Source organism: Leifsonia sp. KNZ12-8B, from assembly GCF_056755495.1.
Map to the genome: position 1 here is coordinate 1 of NZ_JBPGXM010000080.1, position 17873 is coordinate 17873.

General features: G+C 74.4%; 17 protein-coding genes. 11 read left to right on the top strand and 6 right to left on the bottom strand.

From position 1 onward, the window contains the following. The 3 genes from ACR9ZG_RS12255 to ACR9ZG_RS12265 all read left to right on the top strand — a co-directional run. Positions 1–2014, top strand: a 2014-nt coding sequence (locus ACR9ZG_RS12255) for an ABC transporter ATP-binding protein (protein WP_481285121.1), incomplete at its 5' end; no start/stop codon positions are given. After that, positions 1995–3737: an ABC transporter ATP-binding protein gene (locus ACR9ZG_RS12260; protein WP_481285122.1), complete on the top strand. Its 1743-nt coding sequence runs from the start codon at positions 1995–1997 to the stop codon at positions 3735–3737. The genes ACR9ZG_RS12255 and ACR9ZG_RS12260, both read left to right, overlap by 20 nt. Beyond that, positions 3734–5776 (top strand): beta-N-acetylglucosaminidase domain-containing protein, encoded by a 2043-nt coding sequence (locus tag ACR9ZG_RS12265; RefSeq protein ID WP_481285123.1) that lies wholly within the window; start codon positions 3734–3736, stop codon positions 5774–5776. Before ACR9ZG_RS12260 ends, ACR9ZG_RS12265 begins: the two co-directional genes overlap by 4 nt. A gap of 68 nt (positions 5777–5844) precedes the next feature. On the opposite strand, the gene ACR9ZG_RS12270 is transcribed toward ACR9ZG_RS12265, so the two are convergent. Continuing rightward, complete coding sequence (locus ACR9ZG_RS12270) at positions 5845–6345, bottom strand: metallophosphoesterase family protein (protein WP_481285137.1); 501 nt, start codon at positions 6343–6345, stop codon at positions 5845–5847. Between the two features lie 71 nt (positions 6346–6416). Between ACR9ZG_RS12270 and ACR9ZG_RS12275 the strand changes: the two genes are divergently transcribed. Then, the gene (locus tag ACR9ZG_RS12275; RefSeq protein WP_481285124.1) at positions 6417–7448 is read left to right on the top strand and encodes an aldo/keto reductase; all 1032 of its coding nucleotides are present in this window, start codon (positions 6417–6419) and stop codon (positions 7446–7448) included. Here ACR9ZG_RS12275 and ACR9ZG_RS12280 read toward each other — a convergent pair. Together ACR9ZG_RS12280 and ACR9ZG_RS12285 are read right to left on the bottom strand one after the other, a co-directional pair. Beyond that, positions 7366–7707: a WapI family immunity protein gene (locus tag ACR9ZG_RS12280; protein ID WP_481285125.1), complete on the bottom strand. Its 342-nt coding sequence runs from the start codon at positions 7705–7707 to the stop codon at positions 7366–7368. The genes ACR9ZG_RS12275 and ACR9ZG_RS12280 overlap by 83 nt on opposite strands. Next, on the bottom strand, positions 7704–8297 hold the full coding sequence (locus ACR9ZG_RS12285; protein ID WP_481285126.1) for an NADPH-dependent FMN reductase: 594 nt from the start codon (positions 8295–8297) through the stop codon (positions 7704–7706). The genes ACR9ZG_RS12280 and ACR9ZG_RS12285 overlap by 4 nt, the downstream gene beginning before the upstream one ends. A gap of 179 nt (positions 8298–8476) precedes the next feature. On the opposite strand from ACR9ZG_RS12285, the gene ACR9ZG_RS12290 reads away from it, so the two are divergent. After that, complete coding sequence (locus tag ACR9ZG_RS12290) at positions 8477–8800, top strand: hypothetical protein (protein ID WP_481285127.1); 324 nt, start codon at positions 8477–8479, stop codon at positions 8798–8800. Positions 8801–8852: 52 nt separating this feature from the next. Then, positions 8853–11864, top strand: coding sequence for a helix-turn-helix transcriptional regulator (locus tag ACR9ZG_RS12295; RefSeq protein ID WP_481285128.1), 3012 nt, complete (start codon positions 8853–8855; stop codon positions 11862–11864). A gap of 30 nt (positions 11865–11894) precedes the next feature. Here ACR9ZG_RS12295 and ACR9ZG_RS12300 read toward each other — a convergent pair whose 3' ends face one another. Then, on the bottom strand, positions 11895–12299 hold the full coding sequence (locus tag ACR9ZG_RS12300) for a TraR/DksA family transcriptional regulator (RefSeq protein ID WP_481285129.1): 405 nt from the start codon (positions 12297–12299) through the stop codon (positions 11895–11897). A gap of 145 nt (positions 12300–12444) precedes the next feature. Between ACR9ZG_RS12300 and ACR9ZG_RS12305 the strand changes: the two genes are divergently transcribed. Beyond that, positions 12445–12735, top strand: a complete 291-nt coding sequence (locus ACR9ZG_RS12305) for a hypothetical protein (RefSeq protein ID WP_481285130.1) — start codon at positions 12445–12447, stop codon at positions 12733–12735. Between the two features lie 38 nt (positions 12736–12773). Here the strand turns inward: ACR9ZG_RS12305 and ACR9ZG_RS12310 are convergent, their stop codons facing one another. Both ACR9ZG_RS12310 and ACR9ZG_RS12315 read right to left on the bottom strand, forming a co-directional pair. Continuing rightward, a complete protein-coding gene (locus tag ACR9ZG_RS12310; RefSeq protein WP_481285131.1) occupies positions 12774–13262 on the bottom strand; it encodes a glutathione peroxidase in 489 nt (162 codons plus the stop codon). A gap of 52 nt (positions 13263–13314) precedes the next feature. Further along, positions 13315–14706 carry an L-serine ammonia-lyase gene (locus ACR9ZG_RS12315; protein WP_481285132.1) on the bottom strand — a complete coding sequence of 464 codons (1392 nt, stop codon included), beginning with the start codon at positions 14704–14706 and terminating at the stop codon, positions 13315–13317. 234 nt (positions 14707–14940) lie between these two features. On the opposite strand from ACR9ZG_RS12315, the gene ACR9ZG_RS12320 reads away from it, so the two are divergent. From ACR9ZG_RS12320 to ACR9ZG_RS12335, 4 genes are all read left to right on the top strand, one after another. Further along, positions 14941–15183 carry a helix-turn-helix domain-containing protein gene (locus tag ACR9ZG_RS12320; RefSeq protein ID WP_481285133.1) on the top strand — a complete coding sequence of 81 codons (243 nt, stop codon included), beginning with the start codon at positions 14941–14943 and terminating at the stop codon, positions 15181–15183. Beyond that, a complete protein-coding gene (locus tag ACR9ZG_RS12325; RefSeq protein ID WP_481285134.1) occupies positions 15176–15739 on the top strand; it encodes a Clp protease N-terminal domain-containing protein in 564 nt (187 codons plus the stop codon). Before ACR9ZG_RS12320 ends, ACR9ZG_RS12325 begins: the two co-directional genes overlap by 8 nt. A gap of 131 nt (positions 15740–15870) precedes the next feature. After that, positions 15871–16881 (top strand): ATP-binding cassette domain-containing protein, encoded by a 1011-nt coding sequence (locus tag ACR9ZG_RS12330; RefSeq protein WP_481285135.1) that lies wholly within the window; start codon positions 15871–15873, stop codon positions 16879–16881. After that, on the top strand, positions 16878–17696 hold the full coding sequence (locus tag ACR9ZG_RS12335; RefSeq protein ID WP_481285136.1) for an ABC transporter permease: 819 nt from the start codon (positions 16878–16880) through the stop codon (positions 17694–17696). Before ACR9ZG_RS12330 ends, ACR9ZG_RS12335 begins: the two co-directional genes overlap by 4 nt. The last annotated feature ends 177 nt before the right edge of the window (positions 17697–17873 follow it).

The following is a 17873-nucleotide window of genomic DNA, read 5'->3' on the forward strand; positions in this document are numbered from 1 at the left end:
CTCCCAAGGAGCCATCGTGTCCGGCGCCCGCGCTGCGCATCCCTCCGCCCCCTCCTCTCCGCCGCCGCCCGCGGTGCGCCCGAGCGAGAAGCACCTCTCGTCGGTGCCGCGGTTCCTGCTCTGGCAGGCCGGGCGGCAGCCCGCCACTCTCACCGCCGGTGTGCTCTTCGGCGTCGTGTGGATGCTGTGTCAGGCCGTCTGGCCCTACCTGCTCGGCCGCGCGGTCGACGAGGGCGTCGGCGGCGACTCCGCGCGGCTGTGGCTGTGGTGCGGCGCCCTGCTGATCGTCGCGATCGTCCAGGCGGTGACCGGGATGCTGCGGCACCGGATGGCCGTGTCGAACTGGCTGCGCTCCTCCCTCGGCATCGCCCGGCTGATCGGCCACCACTCGGCAGAGACCGGGCCCGCGATCACGGCGACCACCTCCTCGGGCGAGATCGTCGCGACCGTGAACACCGACTCCCTTCGACTCGGCGCCATGTTCGATGTGACGGCGCGGCTGGGCGGCGGCATCGTCGCCTTCATCGCGGTGTCGGTCATCATGCTGAGCTCGTCGGTGCCGCTCGGCCTCGCGGTCGTGATCGGAGTGCCGCTGGTCGCCGCGGTGCTCGCGCTGCTGCTGCGCCCGCTCCGGTCCAAGCAGGCCGTCTGGCGCGAGGAGTCCGGGAGGCTGACCACGCTCGGCGCCGACACCGTCGTGGGCCTGCGGGTGCTGCGCGGAATCGGCGGCGAGCACGAGTTCGTCGACCGTTACGCCCGCCAGTCGCAGCGGGTGCGCGGGGCGGGCGTCGGCGTCGCGACCACGCAGTCGTGGCTCGACGGGCTGCAGGTGCTGCTGCCCGGCGCCTTCCTCGTCTTCATCGTCTGGTTCGGCGCGCACCTCGCCGTCGACGGCGCGATCACGCCGGGCCAGCTGACCGCCTTCTACGGGTACGCCACGTTCCTCGTGCTGCCGCTGCGGACGGCGGTGGAGGCGGCCCAGACCTTCACCGCGGGCGTCGTGTCGGCGCGGCGCGTGCTCTCGGTGCTGCGCACCCGGCCGGCCGCCCGCGACCGCGACGATGTCGCGGACGCGCCTCCCGTCGGCTCGGCGATCGAGGACGTCGCGTCGGGCGTGACGATCGCGCCCGGCGTCTTCACCGCCATCGTCGACGCCGACCCCGACGAGGCCGCGGCCATCGCGACCCGGCTCGGCCGGTTCGACGACGCGGTGCACCGCGAGGCGCCTGTCCTCTGGGGCGGGGTCGACACGACCCGCGTGCCGGTGAGGGAGGTGCGCGAGCGCATCGTCGTGAACGACGCGAACCCGCACCTCTTCGGCGGCCGCCTGCTCGACGGGCTGGATGTGCAGCCGACGCGGTCCGAGGAGTACAGCGACACCACCACCGGCCGCATCCGCCGTGTGTCGGCCGCGCTCGAGGCCGCCGCCGCCACCGAGACGGTCGACGCCCTCCCGTCCGGCGTGCACGAGCGCGTCGCCGAGCGCGGGCGCACGTTCTCGGGCGGCCAGCGGCAGCGGCTCAGCCTCGCCCGTGCGCTGCTCACCGACGCCGAGGTGCTCGTGCTGATCGAGCCGACCAGCGCGGTGGACGCGCACACCGAGTCGCAGATCGCCGAGCGGCTGCGGGAGGCGCGCGACGGCCGCACGACCGTCGTCGTGACCGCGAGCCCGCTCCTCCTCGACCGGATGGACACCATCGCGGTCGTCCGCCGGGGCCGGGTCGTCGGCACCGGCACGCATCAGGAGCTGCTGCGGCAGGAGGACGACCTCGGCGAGCTGTACCGCGCGATCGTCTCGCGCACGATCAGCGCCGCCGAGCCCGCCGACGGCGAGGACCTCGACGCCGCGTGGACCGGCTCCATCGACGCGCTGTGGACGGCGACGCATCCTGTGCAGGCCCAGCAGCCCGGCACGAAGAAGAAGCCGAAGAAGCCGAAGAAGCCGAAGAAGAACATGAAGGACAAGAAGGACAAGCGCTCGAAGGGAGACGCCGATGCTGCTTCCGATCGCTAGCACCGCGACCGTCCGCGCCACCGCCGCCCGGCTGATCCGCCGCCACCGCGGCGCGCTCTCGGTCGTGCTCGCGCTGCACACGCTCGCCGCGGTCGCCGGGCTCGCCGGCCCGGCGCTCATCGGCGTCATCATCGACGGCGTCACCGGCGGCACGCTCGTCAGCGCGGGCATCGACACCATCGCCGTCGTGCTCCTCGTGGCGATCGTCGCGCAGGCGCTGCTCACGCGATTCGCGCAGCGGCAGTCGATGGTGCTCGGCGAGGGCGTGTTCGCGTCGCTGCGGGAGGAGTTCCTCGCGACCGTCGCGCGCCTCCCGCTCTCCACGGTCGAGGCCGCAGGCACCGGTGACCTGCTCGCCCGCACGACCAACGACATCCAGTCGGTCGCGCAGACGGTGCGGTTCGGCGTGCCGCGCATCCTCGTCGCCGGTGTCACGGCCGTGCTGACGATCGTCGCGGCCTTCATCGTCAACCCGGCGGTGGCGATCGGGATGTTCGCGGGCGTCCCCATCCTCGTCGTCGCCACGCGCTGGTACCTCAGGCGCTCGGGCCCCGGCTACCAGCGCCAGCTCGCCTCCTACGCCACCCTCGGCGGCACGATCAGCGAGACCGTGGACGGCGTGCGCACGATCGAGGCGCTGAGTCTCGCGCCGGCGCAGCGCTCGAAGGTCGACGCCGCCCTGCGCGAGCGGCGCGAGTCCGAGTGGTACACGCTGTGGCTGCGGTCTTGGTTCTTTCCGATGACCGACATCTCGTTCCTCCTGCCGGTCATCGTGGTGATCGCGTGGGGCGCGTTCCTCGTGGGCTCCGGCGTGGCCTCCATCGGCGCGGTCACGGCCGTCGCGCTGTACGCGATGCAGCTGGTGTCGCCGATCGACGAGCTGATCAGCTGGCTGGACGAGATCCAGGTCGGCACCACCGCGCTCTCGCGCATCATCGGCGTCGCCGACGTGCCGGAGGACCGCCACGCGACCGGCGAGGTCCCCCTGGACGAGCACGTGCTCGCCTCCGACGTCCGCTACTCGTACCGGGAGGGCGTGGAGGTGCTGCACGGCGTCTCCCTCGACCTCGCGGTGGGCGAGCGCCTCGCGATCGTGGGCCCCTCCGGTTCGGGCAAGTCCACGCTCGGGAGGCTGATGGCCGGCATCACCGAGCCGACCTCCGGACGCGTGACGGTCGGCGGCGTGCGGCTTGTCGACCTCCCGCTCGACGACCTGCGCGGTCACGTCGCACTGGTCACGCAGGAGCACCACGTCTTCGTCGGGACGATCGCCGAGAACCTCTCGCTCGCCCGTCCCGGCGCGGGCCGCGACGAGCTCGCCCGCGCGCTGCGGGTGGTCGACGCGCTGCGCTGGGTGGCCGCCATGCCGAAGGGTCTCGACACCGTCGTCGGCTCGGGCGGCGTCGTGCTCACCCCCGCCCAGGCCCAGCAGCTCGCGCTGGCCCGGCTGGTGCTGCTCGACCCGCACACGCTCATCCTCGACGAGGCCACCTCGCTGCTCGACCCGACCGCCGCCCGCGACCTGGAACGCGCCATGAACCGGGTGCTGGAGGGCCGCACGGTCGTCGCGATCGCCCACCGCCTCCACACCGCCCACGATGCGGACCGGATCGCGGTGGTGCGCGACGGGCACGTCGAGGAGCTGGGCAGCCACGACGAGCTCGTCGCCGCGGGCGGCGCGTACGCCGAGCTGTGGTCGTCGTGGCACGGAGGGGGGCGGTGAGCGGCGAGGGCGAGCACGACGCCCCGTCCGCCGGGCCGCTGACCTGGCGGGGGCTGGTCGAGGGCTTCTACGGTGAGCCGTGGTCGCACGAGGACCGGGTGGCCTGGTTCGCGTTCGGCGCCCCGCTCGGACTCGACCACTACCTCTACGCCCCCAAGGACGATCCCTGGCACCGCGAGCGGTGGCGCGAGCCGTACCCCGACGAGCGGCTGGCGGACCTCGCCTCCCTGGCCTCCGCGGCCGCCGAGCACGGGGTGCGCTTCGTCTACGCCGTCTCCCCCGGCCTCGACATGCGCTACGACGACCCCGCCGAGCATGACCTCCTCGCCGCCAAGTGCCGGCAACTGCTGGAGGCGGGCGTCCGCTCGTTCTCGCTGCTGTTCGACGACGTGCCGATGGAGGAGCCGCTCGCGCTGGGCCGCGCGCACGGCGACACCGCGACGCGCCTGGTCCGCGACGCCCTGCTCCCGGCCGGGATCGACGAGCCGCTGCTGTTCTGCCCGACCGACTACGCGGGCGTCGAGCGGACGCCGTACCGGGAGGGACTCGACCAGACCCTGCCCGGCGACGCGCTCGTGCTGTGGACCGGCTCCGACATCGTGGTCGGCGAGGTCACGGCCGACGACATCGCCCGCGCCCGCACGAGCTACGGCCGCGACCTGGTGCTGTGGGACAACTTCCCGGTCAACGACTTCGACCGCTCGCGCGTCTTCCTGGGGCCGCTGACCGGGCGGTCGGCGGGCGGCACGGGTGGCGGGAGCGTCGGCGGTGATGGGTCCGGCGGTGGCGGGTCCAGCGATGGCGGGTCTGGCGATGGCGAGACCAACGATGGCAAGACCAGCGATGGCGGGACCGGCGGGGGCGGCGCGCTCCGGGGAGGGTGGCTCGCTGGCATCGCCGCGAACCCGATGGTGGAGGCCGCGCCCTCCCGGTTCGCCCTCGCGACCGTCGCTGCGTGGGCGGCCGATCCGGACGGCTACTCCCCGGCCGCGGCGGCCGACCGGGCGTACGACCTGGTGACGGGAGGCGACCCCGGCCTGCGCGCGCTCGTCGCCGCCTGCAGCGCGTGGCCGCCCTCCGCGCCGCGCTGGCCCGCGCTGGAGGATGCGGTCGCCGCCTCCCGCTGGACCGAGGCGGAGGCGCTGCTCGCCGCCCTCGCGGAGACGACGGCGGAAGCCGCCCAGGACGACCTGGCGCGACAGCTCGGGCCGTGGATCCGCGCGGCCCGCGCGGCCGGGCGCGCCGGGGTGCTGGCGTGTCGGGTGTTGGCGGGCGGCATTCCGGCCGATCCGGCATCGGCGCAGGCGCCGGCATCGGCGCCGACCCAGGACACCCTCTCCACCCTCCTCGCCGCCCGCGCCGACCTCGAGGCCGAGTTCGCCGACGTCGTACGCGGCGCGGTGCTCGCGCTCGTCGACCGCGCCGTCGACCACCTCGGCGGCGAACCCGCCGAGCGGCGCCGTCCGGCCGCGGCGAGCGCGATGGTCGCGATCGTCACCGGCGCCAACCCGGCTCCTGGCGACCGCGAGCTGGCGGAGTTCCTGCGCACGGCGGGCCTGCATGCGCACCTGGGCGACCATCCCGACGCCGATCTCGTCATCGTCACCCGGACCGCCGCCGAGGCCGACGCCGTGGCGGTCGCCCGCCGCGAGGTCCCCGTGCTGGCGTGGGGGCACCTCGTGCCGATGGGCCTCGCGAGCGCGGCCGCCGTGCCGCTGTCGCTCGACCGCATCCGCATCGCCGACGCCGAGCACGCGGCCGCCGCCGGCCTCGACGGCGAGGTGCGGGTCTACCGCGGGCGCAGCAAGCTGACGTGGGCGGAGCCTCCCGCCACCGCCTCCGTCGTCGCGCGCGATCCCGAGTCTGGGCGGCCGGTGATCGCGCTCACCCGCGGCGGTGCGGCGCTGGCCGATGGAACGACCGCCCCGGCGCCCCGCGGGACGTTCTTCCTGTCGACGGACGGCTTCGCCCCCTGGCTGGTCACCCCGGAGGCCCGTTCACTGCTCCTGGCGACCGTGCGCGAGCTCCTCCTCCCCTGACCGCACGATCGATTTGGCGCGACACGCCGCCTCCGGCGGTCGCGAGGCGGCGTGTCGCGCCAACTCGATCAAGCTGGGAGGGGGCGGTGGGGGAGCGGGACCAGCGTGACCTCCGAGAGCCGCCCCTCCCGCGCCACCGCGGTCAGGTAGGTGCACTCGGGCTGGCGCCGCCGGTCGGTGGGCGAGCCGGGGTTCAGCAGCCGCAGCCCACGCGGCGACACCGTGTCCCAGGGGATGTGCGAGTGCCCGAACACCAGCACGTCGGCGTCGGGATGGTCGCGCTCGGCCCGCACCTCCCTCCCCGCCGCCTGTCCGGTCTCGTGCACGACGGCGAAGCGGAGGCCGCCCAGCTCGGCGTGGGCGACCTCGGGCAGGCGGCGGCGCAGCTCGGGGCCGTCGTTGTTGCCCCAGACGCCGACGAGCCGCTTGGCGCGGGCCTCCAGGAGGTCGAGGGTCGCCGCGTCGACCCAGTCGCCGGCGTGGATGACCACGTCGGCCGCATCGACCGCGGCCAGCACCGCGGGCGGCAGCTCCCGGGCGCGCTTCGGGACGTGGGTGTCGGAGAGCATGAGGAGCTTCACAGCGGCGTTCACGCAGCGCACAGTAGGCGAACCGGCCGTGCGGGGCTAGCGTCGGCCGCATGGAGCTACGCAACCTGGGCAACAGCGGAACGATCGTCTCGGAGTACGCACTCGGGACCATGACCTTCGGCGCGGAGGCCGACGAGCAGACCTCGCACGCCATCCTGGAGCGCTACCTCGACGCGGGCGGGAACCTCGTCGACACGGCCGACGTGTACTCGGCGGGCGTCTCGGAGACCATCATCGGCCGCTGGCTGGCCCGCAACCACGGGCGCCGCGACGGCATCGTGATCGCCACGAAGGGCCGGTTCCCGATGGGCGCGGGGCCGAACGACCTGGGGCTCTCGCGCACGCACCTGCGGGCCGCGCTCGACGCCTCCCTGCGCCGGCTCGGGGTCGACCACATCGACCTCTACCAGCTGCACGCGTGGGATGCGCTCACCCCGCTGGAGGAGACGCTGCGCTTCCTCGACGACGCCGTGACCGCGGGGAAGATCTCGTACTACGGCTTCTCGAACTACCTCGGCTGGCAGCTGACGAAGGCGGCCGGCGTCGCGGCCGCGCACGGCTGGGCACCGCCGGTCACGCTGCAGCCGCAGTACAGCCTCCTGGTCCGCGGGATCGAGCACGAGGTCGTGCCCGCCGCGCTCGACGCGGGTGTCGGGCTGCTGCCCTGGTCGCCGCTCGCGGGCGGCTGGCTGAGCGGCAAGTACTCGCGCGACGAGTCGCCGACCGGCGCGACGCGGCTCGGCGAGGACCCGAAGCGCGGCATGGAGGCGTGGGAGGCGCGCAACGCCGACGAGCACACCTGGCGGGTGGTCGACGCCGTGCGCGAGGTCGCCGGGCAGCTCGGCAGCACGCCGTCGCGGGTGGCGCTCGGCTGGCTCGCGGACCGCCCGGCGGTCACCTCGGTGATCCTGGGCGCCCGCACTGTCGAACAGCTGGAGGACAACCTCGCCGCGGCGGACCTCGACCTGCCGGACGACCTCCGCACGCGCCTCGACGATGTCAGCACCCCGCGCGCCGAGGTGTACCCGTACGGCGAGCAGGCGATCGCGCAGCGGCACCGCAAGCGCGAGGGCGGGCGGTAGGGAGCACGCCGCCGCTGAAGCCGAGGGAGGACCAGCCGGCGCCGTCGACGCCGTCGCCGCCGCCGCCGGTGTCGCTCGCGAGGGCGTCGAGCCAGCCGGCCAGCTCGTCCGCCTCGTCGGCGCGCAGGCACGGCTCCGCGAGCTCCCAGCGCCGCCCGGCGTCCTCCACGACGGCGTCGACCAGCACCCGGTCGTCGGCGTCGTAGCCGACCGGCCGCAGCTCGACCGTGCGGTCGCTGTCGGTGTCGTGGAGTCTCACCGCGCGGCCGGCACGACCGTGAGCACGCGCTCGATGTACTCGAAGAACGCGTCCATGAAGCTGCGCAGGAAGGCCTCCGTCCCCTCGTCGGTGATGGTCCCGTCCGCCTCGAACAGCCCTGGCCGCGCCTGGATGTACGCCTCGGGGGCGTTCATCTGCGGCGCCTGGAGGAAGCTCAGCACGCTGCGCAGCTGCTGCTGGGCGACGGCGGTCCCGATGGCGCCGGGCGAGGCGCCGATGACCGCCGTCGCCTTGCGCGCGATCACGTTCTCGCCGTACGGCCGGCTCGCCCAGTCGATCGCGTTCTTGAGCGCGCCGGGGATGGAGCGGTTGTACTCCGGGGTGACGAACAGGAGGGCGTCCTGCTCGGCGATGGACGCCTTGAACTCGCGGGCGACAGGGGGGAAGTCGCCGTCGAAGTCGCGGTTGTAGAGGGGCAGGTCGCCGATGCGGATCTCGGTGAGCACCAGATCCGGCGGGGCGAGGCGCACCAGCGCGCGCGAGAGCGTGCGGTTGATGGACTCGGCGGAGAGGCTGCCCACGAAGTACCCGACCCGGTACGGCGGTTGCAGCGTGTTGATCGTGGCCATGCCGCCAGCTTGCTCCGCGTTCTCCGGCGTGTGAACCCCCACCTCAGCGGCGCCTGAGCCGGTGGCGCGGGCAGGAACGGGGCAGGAATAGGGCATCCTCCCGATGTCGGGCGGGTGCCTTAGCGACGAGTCTGAGGGTGTCGGGCGGAGGGCCCGGCGCAACAGAGGGGACCAGACGGATGATGTTCTCGGAGGACTACGTGCAGAGCATGGTGACCGCCCGCGATGCGGCGGCGCTGACGCGCGACGTGGAGCTGATCCGGGTGGTGCACGAGCGGTTCGCGGAGGTGCCGGCGCGGCGCTGGTGGCGGCGGCTCGGCGACGCGCTGGCCGTGCGCGGGACGCGTCGTGGCCGCAGGGGGGTCGAGCAGGATGCGGCGCAGCCGACGGCGTCCGCCGCGGGCGCGCGCGCGGGGGTCTCGGAGCCCGCGGGGGCGGCCGGGGAGCAGGGCCTCCCGGCCGGCGCGGCCTCCGGTCGCGAGCTCGCCGGCACCCGCCGGTGACGGCGGGCTCCGACCCGGCCCGGATGTCGGTGGTGCGTGGCACGATGATGCCATGCGATCACCGGCGTCCAGCCCAGCGATGATCGGGCGCGAGCCCGATCTCGAGGCACTGCGCGCCGAGCTGGCCGCCGCCGCGGCGGGGGAGCCGCGAGCCGTGGTCATCGGCGGGGAGGCCGGCATCGGCAAGTCCCGGCTGCTGGCGGAGTTCCTCGCCGAGTCCGAGCGCTCGGCGACGGTGCTGCTCGGGCGCTGCGTCGACCTCGGCAGCGACGGCGCGCCATACGCGCCGTTCGCCGCGGTCCTGCGCCGGCTCATCCAGCAGGTCGGGCTCGACACCGTGCTGGCGGCTGCCGGCCCGGGCGCCGGAGTGCTCTCCGCGCTGCTCCCGGAGCTGGCCGACGACTCGGCGGTCCCGGCCCGCACGGGCGCCGAACGGCTGTACGAGCTGGTGACCGTGCTGTTCGAGACGCTCTCGGCGGAGCGTCCGCTGATCCTGGCCGTGGAGGACATCCACTGGGCCGATTCGTCCACGCTCGAGCTGCTGCGCTTCATCGTGCGGATGACCGAGGGCGGCCGCATCCTGATCGTGCTCACCTACCGCAGCGACGAGGTCTCGCGCGGGCATCCGCTGCGCCCCTACCTCGCCGAGCTGGAGCGCACGCGGCGGGTCACGCGCTGGGAGCTCGCGCGGCTCGGCCGCGACCAGGTCGCCACGCTGATGGAGCGCCTGCTCGGCTGCGAGCCCGAGCCCGCGACGGTCGACCGCGTCTACGCGCTGAGCGAGGGCGTGCCGTTCTTCGTCGAGGAGCTCGTCGGGATCGACGGGCTGGCCTCCGGCGAAGACCTGCCCGAGACGCTCCGCGAGCTGCTGCTCGCGCGCTACGAGCGGCTGAGCGACCCCGCCCAGCGGCTGCTGCGCCTCCTCTCGGCCGGCGGGGTCTGCGTCGAGCACGACCTCCTGCTCGCGGTCTACGACGGCTCGCCCGACGCCCTCGACGCGGCGGCGCGGGAGGCCGTGGTCGCCAACGTCCTGGCGGCGGACGGCACCGAGTACTCCTTCCGGCACGCGCTCGTCCGCGAGGCCATCCACGCCGACCTGCTGCCGGGCGAGCGGGCGCGGTTCCACACCCGGTACGCGGAGGCCCTGGAGGCGAGCCCGCAGCGCTCCGCCATCCAGCTCTCCTCGCACTGGCTCGCGGCGCACGACACGCGCCGGGCGTTCCTGGCCTCCGTCGAGGGCATGGACGAGGCGCGGCTCTCGTACGCCTACGGCACCGCCGCCGCGATGGGCGACCGCGTGCTCGAGATGTGGGACGGCGTCCCGGACGCCGAGGCGCTCGCCGGGCGCGACCGCATCGCGGTGATCGCCCGCACCGCCTCGGCGCTGCGCAACGCCGGAGACAACGAGCGTGCGCTCGCGCTGGTCGAGGTCGCCCTGGCCGACGCCGGCGGGCTCTCGCCCGCGCGGCACGCCCGCCTGCTGCGCGACAAGGCGCAGTACCTCTCCAACCTCAACCGCCCGGGGTCGGCCGAGCTGCTCGCCGAGGCGCTGGAGGTCGTGCCGCCCGGGTCCGTTCCCGCCGGGGATCCGCTGCGGCCGCACCTGCTGACCGAGCTGGCGGCACGATTCATGGTGGCGGCCCGCTTCGACGAGGCCATCGCGATGGCGGGCCAGGCGATCGCGGAGGCCGGAGCCGCGCCCGCCTCCCTGCGATCGGTCGCCCACAACATCCTCGGCAGCTCGCTGACCGCCGCCGGCCGGGTCGCCGATGGCCTCGCCGAACTCGACACGGCCGGCGCCCTGGCCGACGGCGACGCGAACGCGCTGCTGCGGCACGCCGTCAACGCGTCCGACGCGCTGCACAGCGTCGGCCGGTTCGCCGACGCCGTCCGCATCGCGCAGGCGGGCGCGGAGGAGGCACGCCGCCGGGGCGTCGAACGCACCTCGGGCGTGATGCTGTCCTCCAACACCGTGGAGCCCCTGCTCGCCCTCGGCCAGCTCGACCGCGCGGACGAGCTCCTCGACGCGGCGCTCGCGCTCGATGCGCCGCCCAGCTTCCGCTCGCAGCTCCAGCGCAACAAGGTCTGGCTCACGCTGTGGCGCGGCGACGTCGACGCGGCGGAGGAGCTGCTGCGCCGCTGGCGCGGGAGCCTGCGCATCCTCGCCGACACCGAGATGCAGGCCCGGCTCAGCGTGGCGCGGATCGTCGGCGAGGTCGCCATCGCCCGAGGCGACGCCGAGCAGGCGTGGGCGGAGGTCGGCGGGATCGGCGGCGCGCCGTTCCGCCGTCTGCCCGCGTGGGACCTCCCCGTGCTCGCCGTGGCCGGGCGGGCGCTCGCCGACGTCGCGCTCACGGCCGGGGCGCATGCGGACGGGGCGCGTGCGGACGCGGCGCTCGCGGACGGGGCGGACCCCGGCGCCGTCGCGATCATCGACGTCACCGCCGAGACCGAGCGGCTGGAGCGGGTGCTCGCCGATCTGGGCGACTGGCCGACGTTCCCGGTCTGGGCTCCGCTGGTGGAGGCCGAACTCGCCACCGCGCGCGCCGCCCACGACAGCACGGGCGGCCGTACGGGCGGAGCGACCGGTACCGACGTCGGCGCCGAGCGCGCGACGCGATTCGCGCGGGCGCGCGAAGCGTGGGAGGCGGCCGTGGAGGCCGCGCGCTCACCGCTGGCGCCGGCGCACCTCCACCCCTACGCGCTGCTGCGGTCGGCGCGTACGGCGCTCGCGGCCGGCGATCGTGTGGAGGCCGAGCGGTTCGCGGCGGAGGCGAGGGAGGACGCCGACCGGCGCGGCTTCGGACTCATCGCCGCGCAGGCGGGCACCCTGGTGGCGCATCGGGGGCCGCGCAGCGTCGGGACCTCCGGCGGGGCGCCGCTGACCGAACGCGAGGAGCAGGTTCTCGCGCTCATCGAGCAGGGCCTGAGCAACAAGCAGATCGGCGAGCGCCTCTTCATCAGCGCCAAGACCGCCAGCGTGCACGTGTCGAGCATCCTCCGCAAGGTCGGCGCCTCCTCGCGCACCGAGGCGGTGTACCGCGCGGCCCGCTCGCTGAGGTGAGCCGACGCGTCGTCGCCCGCCCCGGCCGGGTCAGCGCTCGACGGCGATCGCGCAGCTGATGCAGAGTTCGGCCGTCGGCCGGGCGCGCAGCCGGTCGACGCCGATCGGGCGGCCGCACCGGGTGCAGATGCCGTAGGTGCCGCGAGCGAGCCGCTCGCGGGCGGCGTCGACCGCGACGAGGTCCTGCGCCGCGTCGCCGCGCAACGCCTGGAGGCGGCTCCACTCGGAGCTGAGCGTCGGCCCCTCCGGGTCGTGTTCGTCGTCGGCCGTCGACTCCGAGCGCGAGGCGAGCAGCGCCCCCACCGATTCGGCGAGCCGCTCCGCCTCCGCCACGTCGTCGTGGCGCCGCCGGTCGAGCACTTCCGCGAACTCCGCCAGCTCAGCGTCGGTCAGTCCGCCGTCGGTGCCGATGATGTCGATCTGCTCGGTGTGCATCGGCGCACCCCCTTCCGTCTGCCTGAAGAGGATACGACCGAGTGTCCTGGGAGGTCCCTCAATCGCGCCCCGCGCGTCGCGCATGGCGGGTGCGGCGGGCGTCGTCCCGCCCGGGAGGCCGTGCCTCCTCGCGTAGGCTCGTGCGGTGCCTTCGTTCCGTGTCATCGTCGCCGTCGGACTGCTGCGCCCCGGCGTCGCCCCGCAGTCCGTGCAGCCGTCCGCGGCCGCAGCGGCGGCCGAGCTGGCGGTCGTCGAGGCGAGCAGCGTCGACGTCGTCCGCGGGGAGGCGCGGCTGACCGTCCGCTTCACCGCCGATCACGAGCGGGAGGCGCTCCGGGTCGCCGAGCACACCGTCGCCGGCGTCCGGCCGCTGGCCGAGGTGGCGTCGTGGCGGCTGACCGAGCGGGTGGGCGGGCGCTGGTTCCGCCGGGCGTGAGCCCGAGCCGGCACGCCCGCGCCGGCACGCCCTCGCTGTCACGCTGCCGCGGGCAGCGCCTCCTCGATGAGCGCCACGATGCGCGGGTCGTCCGGCTCGGTCGTCGGCCGGAAGCGGTGCACGGCGCCGTCCGGGGTGAGCAGGAACTTCTCGAAGTTCCACGTCACCCGGCCGGCCTTGCCGTCGGCGTCGGGGTGGGTGGTCAGCGCGGAGTACAGCGGATGGGCGTTGCGGCCGTTGAGCCGCACCTTCTCCATCATCGGGAAGGTCACGCCCCAGGTCGTGGAGCAGTACTCCTTGATGGCGTCCTCGGTCTTCAGCTCCTGCAGGAACTGGTTGCTCGGGAAGCCGATCACGCTGAAGCCGCGGGAGCCGTAGGTCTCCTGGAGCTGCTCCAGCTTCTCGTACTGCGGCGCGAGCCCGCAGCGGCTCGCCACGTTGACGACCAGGAGCACCTTGCCCGCGTAGGCGGACAGCGAGGTCTCGGCGCCGTCGATGGTGTGGAACGGGATGTCCATCAGGCTCATGCTGCGAGCGTAGCGCCCCGGGCGGCGCGACCGGCGGGCCAGGGCCCGATGCTCAGCATTCGATCACGTTGACGGCGAGGCCGCCCTCGCTGGTCTCCTTGTACTTCGTCGACATGTCGAGGCCGGTCTGCCGCATCGTCTCGATGACCGTGTCGAGGGAGACGAGGTGCGACCCGTCGCCGTGCAGCGCCAGCCGCGCGGCCGACACGGCCGTGGAGGAGGCGATCGCGTTCCGTTCGATGCACGGGATCTGCACCAGCCCGCCGACCGGGTCGCAGGTCAGGCCGAGGTGGTGCTCCATCGCGATCTCGGCCGCGTTCTCCACCTGGCGGGGCGTCCCGCCCAGCACCGCGCACAGGGCGCCGGCGGCCATGGCGCAGGCCGACCCGACCTCCGCCTGGCAGCCTCCCTCGGCACCCGAGATGGAGGCGTTGGCCTTGAACAGCGAGCCGATCGCCGTCGCGGTGAGCAGGTACTGGCGGATGCCCTCGGCGGAGGCGCCCGGCACGAACCGCAGGTAGTAGTGGGCGACCGCCGGCACGATTCCGGCGGCGCCGTTGGTGGGGGCCGTGACGACCCGGCCGCCGGAGGCGTTCTCCTCGTTGACGGCGAGCGCGAAGGCGTGCAGCCACTCCAGCGCCGTGGCCCGGCCGGGCTCGTCCTGCACGCGTTCGAGGTGCTCGCGCATCGCCGCCGCGCGCCGCTTGACGCCCAGGCCGCCGGGGAGGGTGCCGTCGCCGGCGAGGCCGCGCGCGACGCACTCGGCCATCGCCCCCCAGATCAGGTCGAGGCGCTCGCGGGTGGCGTCGGCGCCGTGCAGCGCCTCCTCGTTGCGGCGCGCCACCTCGCAGATCGGGAGGCCCAGGCGCTCGCAGATCGCCAGCAGCTCGGCCGCCGAGTCGTAGGGGAGGGGATGCGGTGCGCGGGCGGCGAGGTCGGCCTCCTCGCCCTCCCGCCGGATGAAGCCGCCGCCGATCGAGTAGAAGGTCTCCTCGGCGAGCGGAAGCGCCTCGCGGGTGCCGCCGGTCGAGCGCCCCCACGCCCGGAGGGTGAGCGCGTTCGGGTGGCCGGGGAGGCGGGTGCGGGGCTCGAACGCGATGTCGTCCTTCCCGAACGGCAGGTCGCGTTCGCCGGCGAGCGCGAGCCGCCGCCCGGTCGCCGGGTCGATGTCGGCCCAGGCGCCGCGGACCTGCTCCGGCCCGCACGTCTCGGGTGCCAGGCCGGACAGCCCGGCGACGACGGCGTCGGGTGTGCCGTGCCCGATCCCCGTGGAGCCGAGCGACCCGTACAGCGTGCACGTGACCTGGTCGACCCGGTCGAGGAGGCCCTGCTCCCGCAGCCGTTCGGCGAACGCGCGTCCCGCCCGCATCGGCCCGACCGTGTGCGAGCTCGAAGGACCGATGCCGATCGAGAAGAGGTCGAAGGCCGAGACGTACGCTGTCACCTTTTCAGTGTACGTCGGAGGCTGCGGGCCGGTTGCGCGCAGAGGAGCACAGACGCGGGAATCCTGCGCGCGCGACGGCCGGGAACTCTGGAACTGCCCGTGGGCGTAGCGAAGCGCGCACCAGACACGATTTGCGCCGAATCTCGGTCATGAAGGCCGGCAAACCTCGATTTGCGCCAAATCTCCGAAGCAACTCTGGTTGACAAGTTAAGATTAGCAACGTAGGTTGCTTGCATGAACCCCACACCACCCGTTCCCGCCCCGCTCGGCGGCGTGGCCGACGGTCTCGCGGCCGTCGTGGCGCTGCGCGAGCTCGCCGACCGCCTGGAGGACGCCGAGGTCGAGCGCGCCCTCCGCGACGGCTGGAGCTGGAGCCAGATCGCCGACGCCCTCGGCGTCACCCGGCAGGCCGTGCACAAGAAGCACCTCCGCCGCGTGGCCGCCGCCGGCGTCGAACTGAGGAGACGCCATGTCTGACCGCACACCGCCCGACCCCGACTCGCCCGACCACGGCTCGCCCGACCCCGGCTCGCACCACGGCGACCTGCCCGCGCCCGTCCGCGGGCAGCGGCTGTCGCGCGCCTTCCGCGCGCTCGTCGTGACCGCCATCGAGGAGGCCAGGCGCCGCAACGCCCCGCTCGTGGAGGCCGAGCACCTCCTCCTCGCCCTCACCGTCGACCCCGACTCGCCGGTGCACCCCGCCCTCGCGCACGCCGGCCTCGACCACGAGCGGGTGGAGGCCGCCCTGCGTTCCGAGCGGACCGCCGGGCTGCGCGCCGCGGGCGTCGAGCCGGTGCCGGAGGAGCGTCTCGTCGCCTCGCCGCGGGTCACCCGTCCGCGCTGGGGGACCTCGGCGCGGGAGGTGCTGGTCCGGGCGCACCGGATCAGCCTGGTCCGCGGCCGCGCCGCCGCGACCACGCCGAGCGACGTGCTCGCCGCGCTGGCCGGACTGGAGCTCGGCACCGTGCCGCGGGCGCTGGAGCTCGCAGGCGTGGACAGGGCCGCGCTCGCGGCGGCCGCCCGCGCCGCGTGAGCCGGCGGGCGCTCCCGCCGCGGCCCGTGTAAGCGCCGCGTGAGCGCCCTGCAAGCGCCCTGCAAGTGCGCCGCGGCAGCATCGCAGCATCACCCGATCGATTCGGGACCCATCCATGAAGGAAGGACACCATGACTCGCAGCTCAGAGTGGGCCGTCGAGGCCCACGGGCTCGTCAAGGTCTTCGGCGACAACCGCGCGGTCGACGGTGTGGACCTCAGCGTCCGCGCCGGCACCGTCTACGGCGTGCTCGGCCCCAACGGCGCCGGCAAGACCACCACCATCTCCATGCTCGCCACCCTGCTGCGTCCCGACGCCGGCGAGGCCTTCGTCTTCGGCCACGACATCCGGCGCGAGCAGCAGGTCGTGCGGCAGCTCATCGGCGTCACCGCGCAGTTCGCGTCGGTCGACGAGACGCTGTCGGCGACCGAGAACCTCGTCATCTTCTCGCGGCTGCTCGGCCTCGGCCGGGCGGAGGCCAAACGCAAGTCGGCCGAGCTGCTCGAGGAGTTCGGGCTGTCGGAGGCGGCCAAGCGTCCGCTGAAGAAGTTCTCCGGCGGGATGCGCCGCCGCCTCGACCTGGCGGCGAGCCTCATCGCGCAGCCGCCCCTCATCTTCCTCGACGAGCCGACCACCGGACTCGACCCGCGCACCCGCGCGCAGATGTGGGACACCATCCGGCGGCTCGTCTCCACCGGCTCCACCGTGCTGCTCACCACGCAGTACCTCGACGAGGCCGACCAGCTGGCCGACCGCATCGCCGTCATCGACCGCGGCCGCGTGGTCGCCGAGGGCACCGGCGACGAGCTGAAGGCGTCCATCGGCGAGTCCTCGCTGCAGCTGCGCCTCGCCGACCCGGCCGACCTCGAGGACGCCCGGCGCGCCATCCTGACGGTGCTCGGCGTGGAGGGCGTCGTCTCGCCGGAAGGCTCGCGCATCACCGCGCCCATGCGGGACGCCGACGCGGTCACCGACTTGTTCGTGACGTTCCGCGAGGCGGGCATCCACCTCAGCGAGATGTCGGTCCAGAAGCCGACCCTCGACGAGGTCTTCCTCACCCTGACCGGCCACGGAGCCGAGGACCAGACCGCGGGCGAGCCCGGCAGCGACGCGGAGAACGACGCAGAGAAGGTCGACGCATGAGCGCCATCGCCACCATCACCCCGCCCGCGGAGCGGAACCTCAAGAACCACGTCAGCGTGCGCCAGACGCTCGCCAACACGGTCACGATGGCCTACCGGGGCCTCCTGAAGATCAAGCGGACGCCCGAGCAGCTGTTCGACGTGACGCTGCAGCCGATCATCTTCACGCTGATGTTCGCCTACATCTTCGGCGGCGCGATCGCCGGGGACGTGCAGGCGTACCTGCCGCAGCTCATCCCGGGCATCCTCGTCCAGACGGTCATCACGACCTCCGTCGTCACGGGCGTGCAGCTGCGCGAAGACATGGACAAGGGCGTGTTCGACCGCTTCAAGTCCCTGCCGATCGCGCGCATCGCGCCGCTCTCGGGCGCGCTGCTCGCCGACACCCTCCGCTACACCATCGCGACGACGATCACCTTCGTGGTCGGCTTCCTGATGGGGTACCGGCCGGGCGGCGGCCTGCTCGGGGTCGTCGCGGCCGCCCTGCTGGTCATCGTCAGCTCGTGGGCGATCAGCTGGATCTTCGCCTTCTTCGGCGTCGTCGCGCGCACGGCCGGATCGGTGCAGGGCATCTCGTTCCTGGTGCTGTTCCCGCTGACGTTCCTGTCGAACGCCTACGTGCCGCTGGACACGCTGCCCGACTGGCTGCGCTGGTTCGCGACCATCAACCCGGTGTCGCACCTGGTCACCGCGGTGCGCGAGCTCGCCAACAACGGCACGTTCGGCGCGGACGCGTGGCTCGCGCTCCTCGGCGCCGCCGTGATCGTCGCGGTGTTCGCCCCGCTCACGGTGCGGGCGTACATGCGCAAGGCGTAGCGTCCGAGCCTCAGGCGGCCGCCGCATCCTCTCTCAGAGCGGGAGGATGCGGCGGCCGGCGCACACGAAGGCGGCCGCCGCGCGTCGCCGCGACCCCCCCCCCGCCCCCCGCCGCTCCACGCCCCCGCCCCCCCCCCCGACCCCCCCCCCCGCCCCCACCCCCCCCCGCGCCCCCAC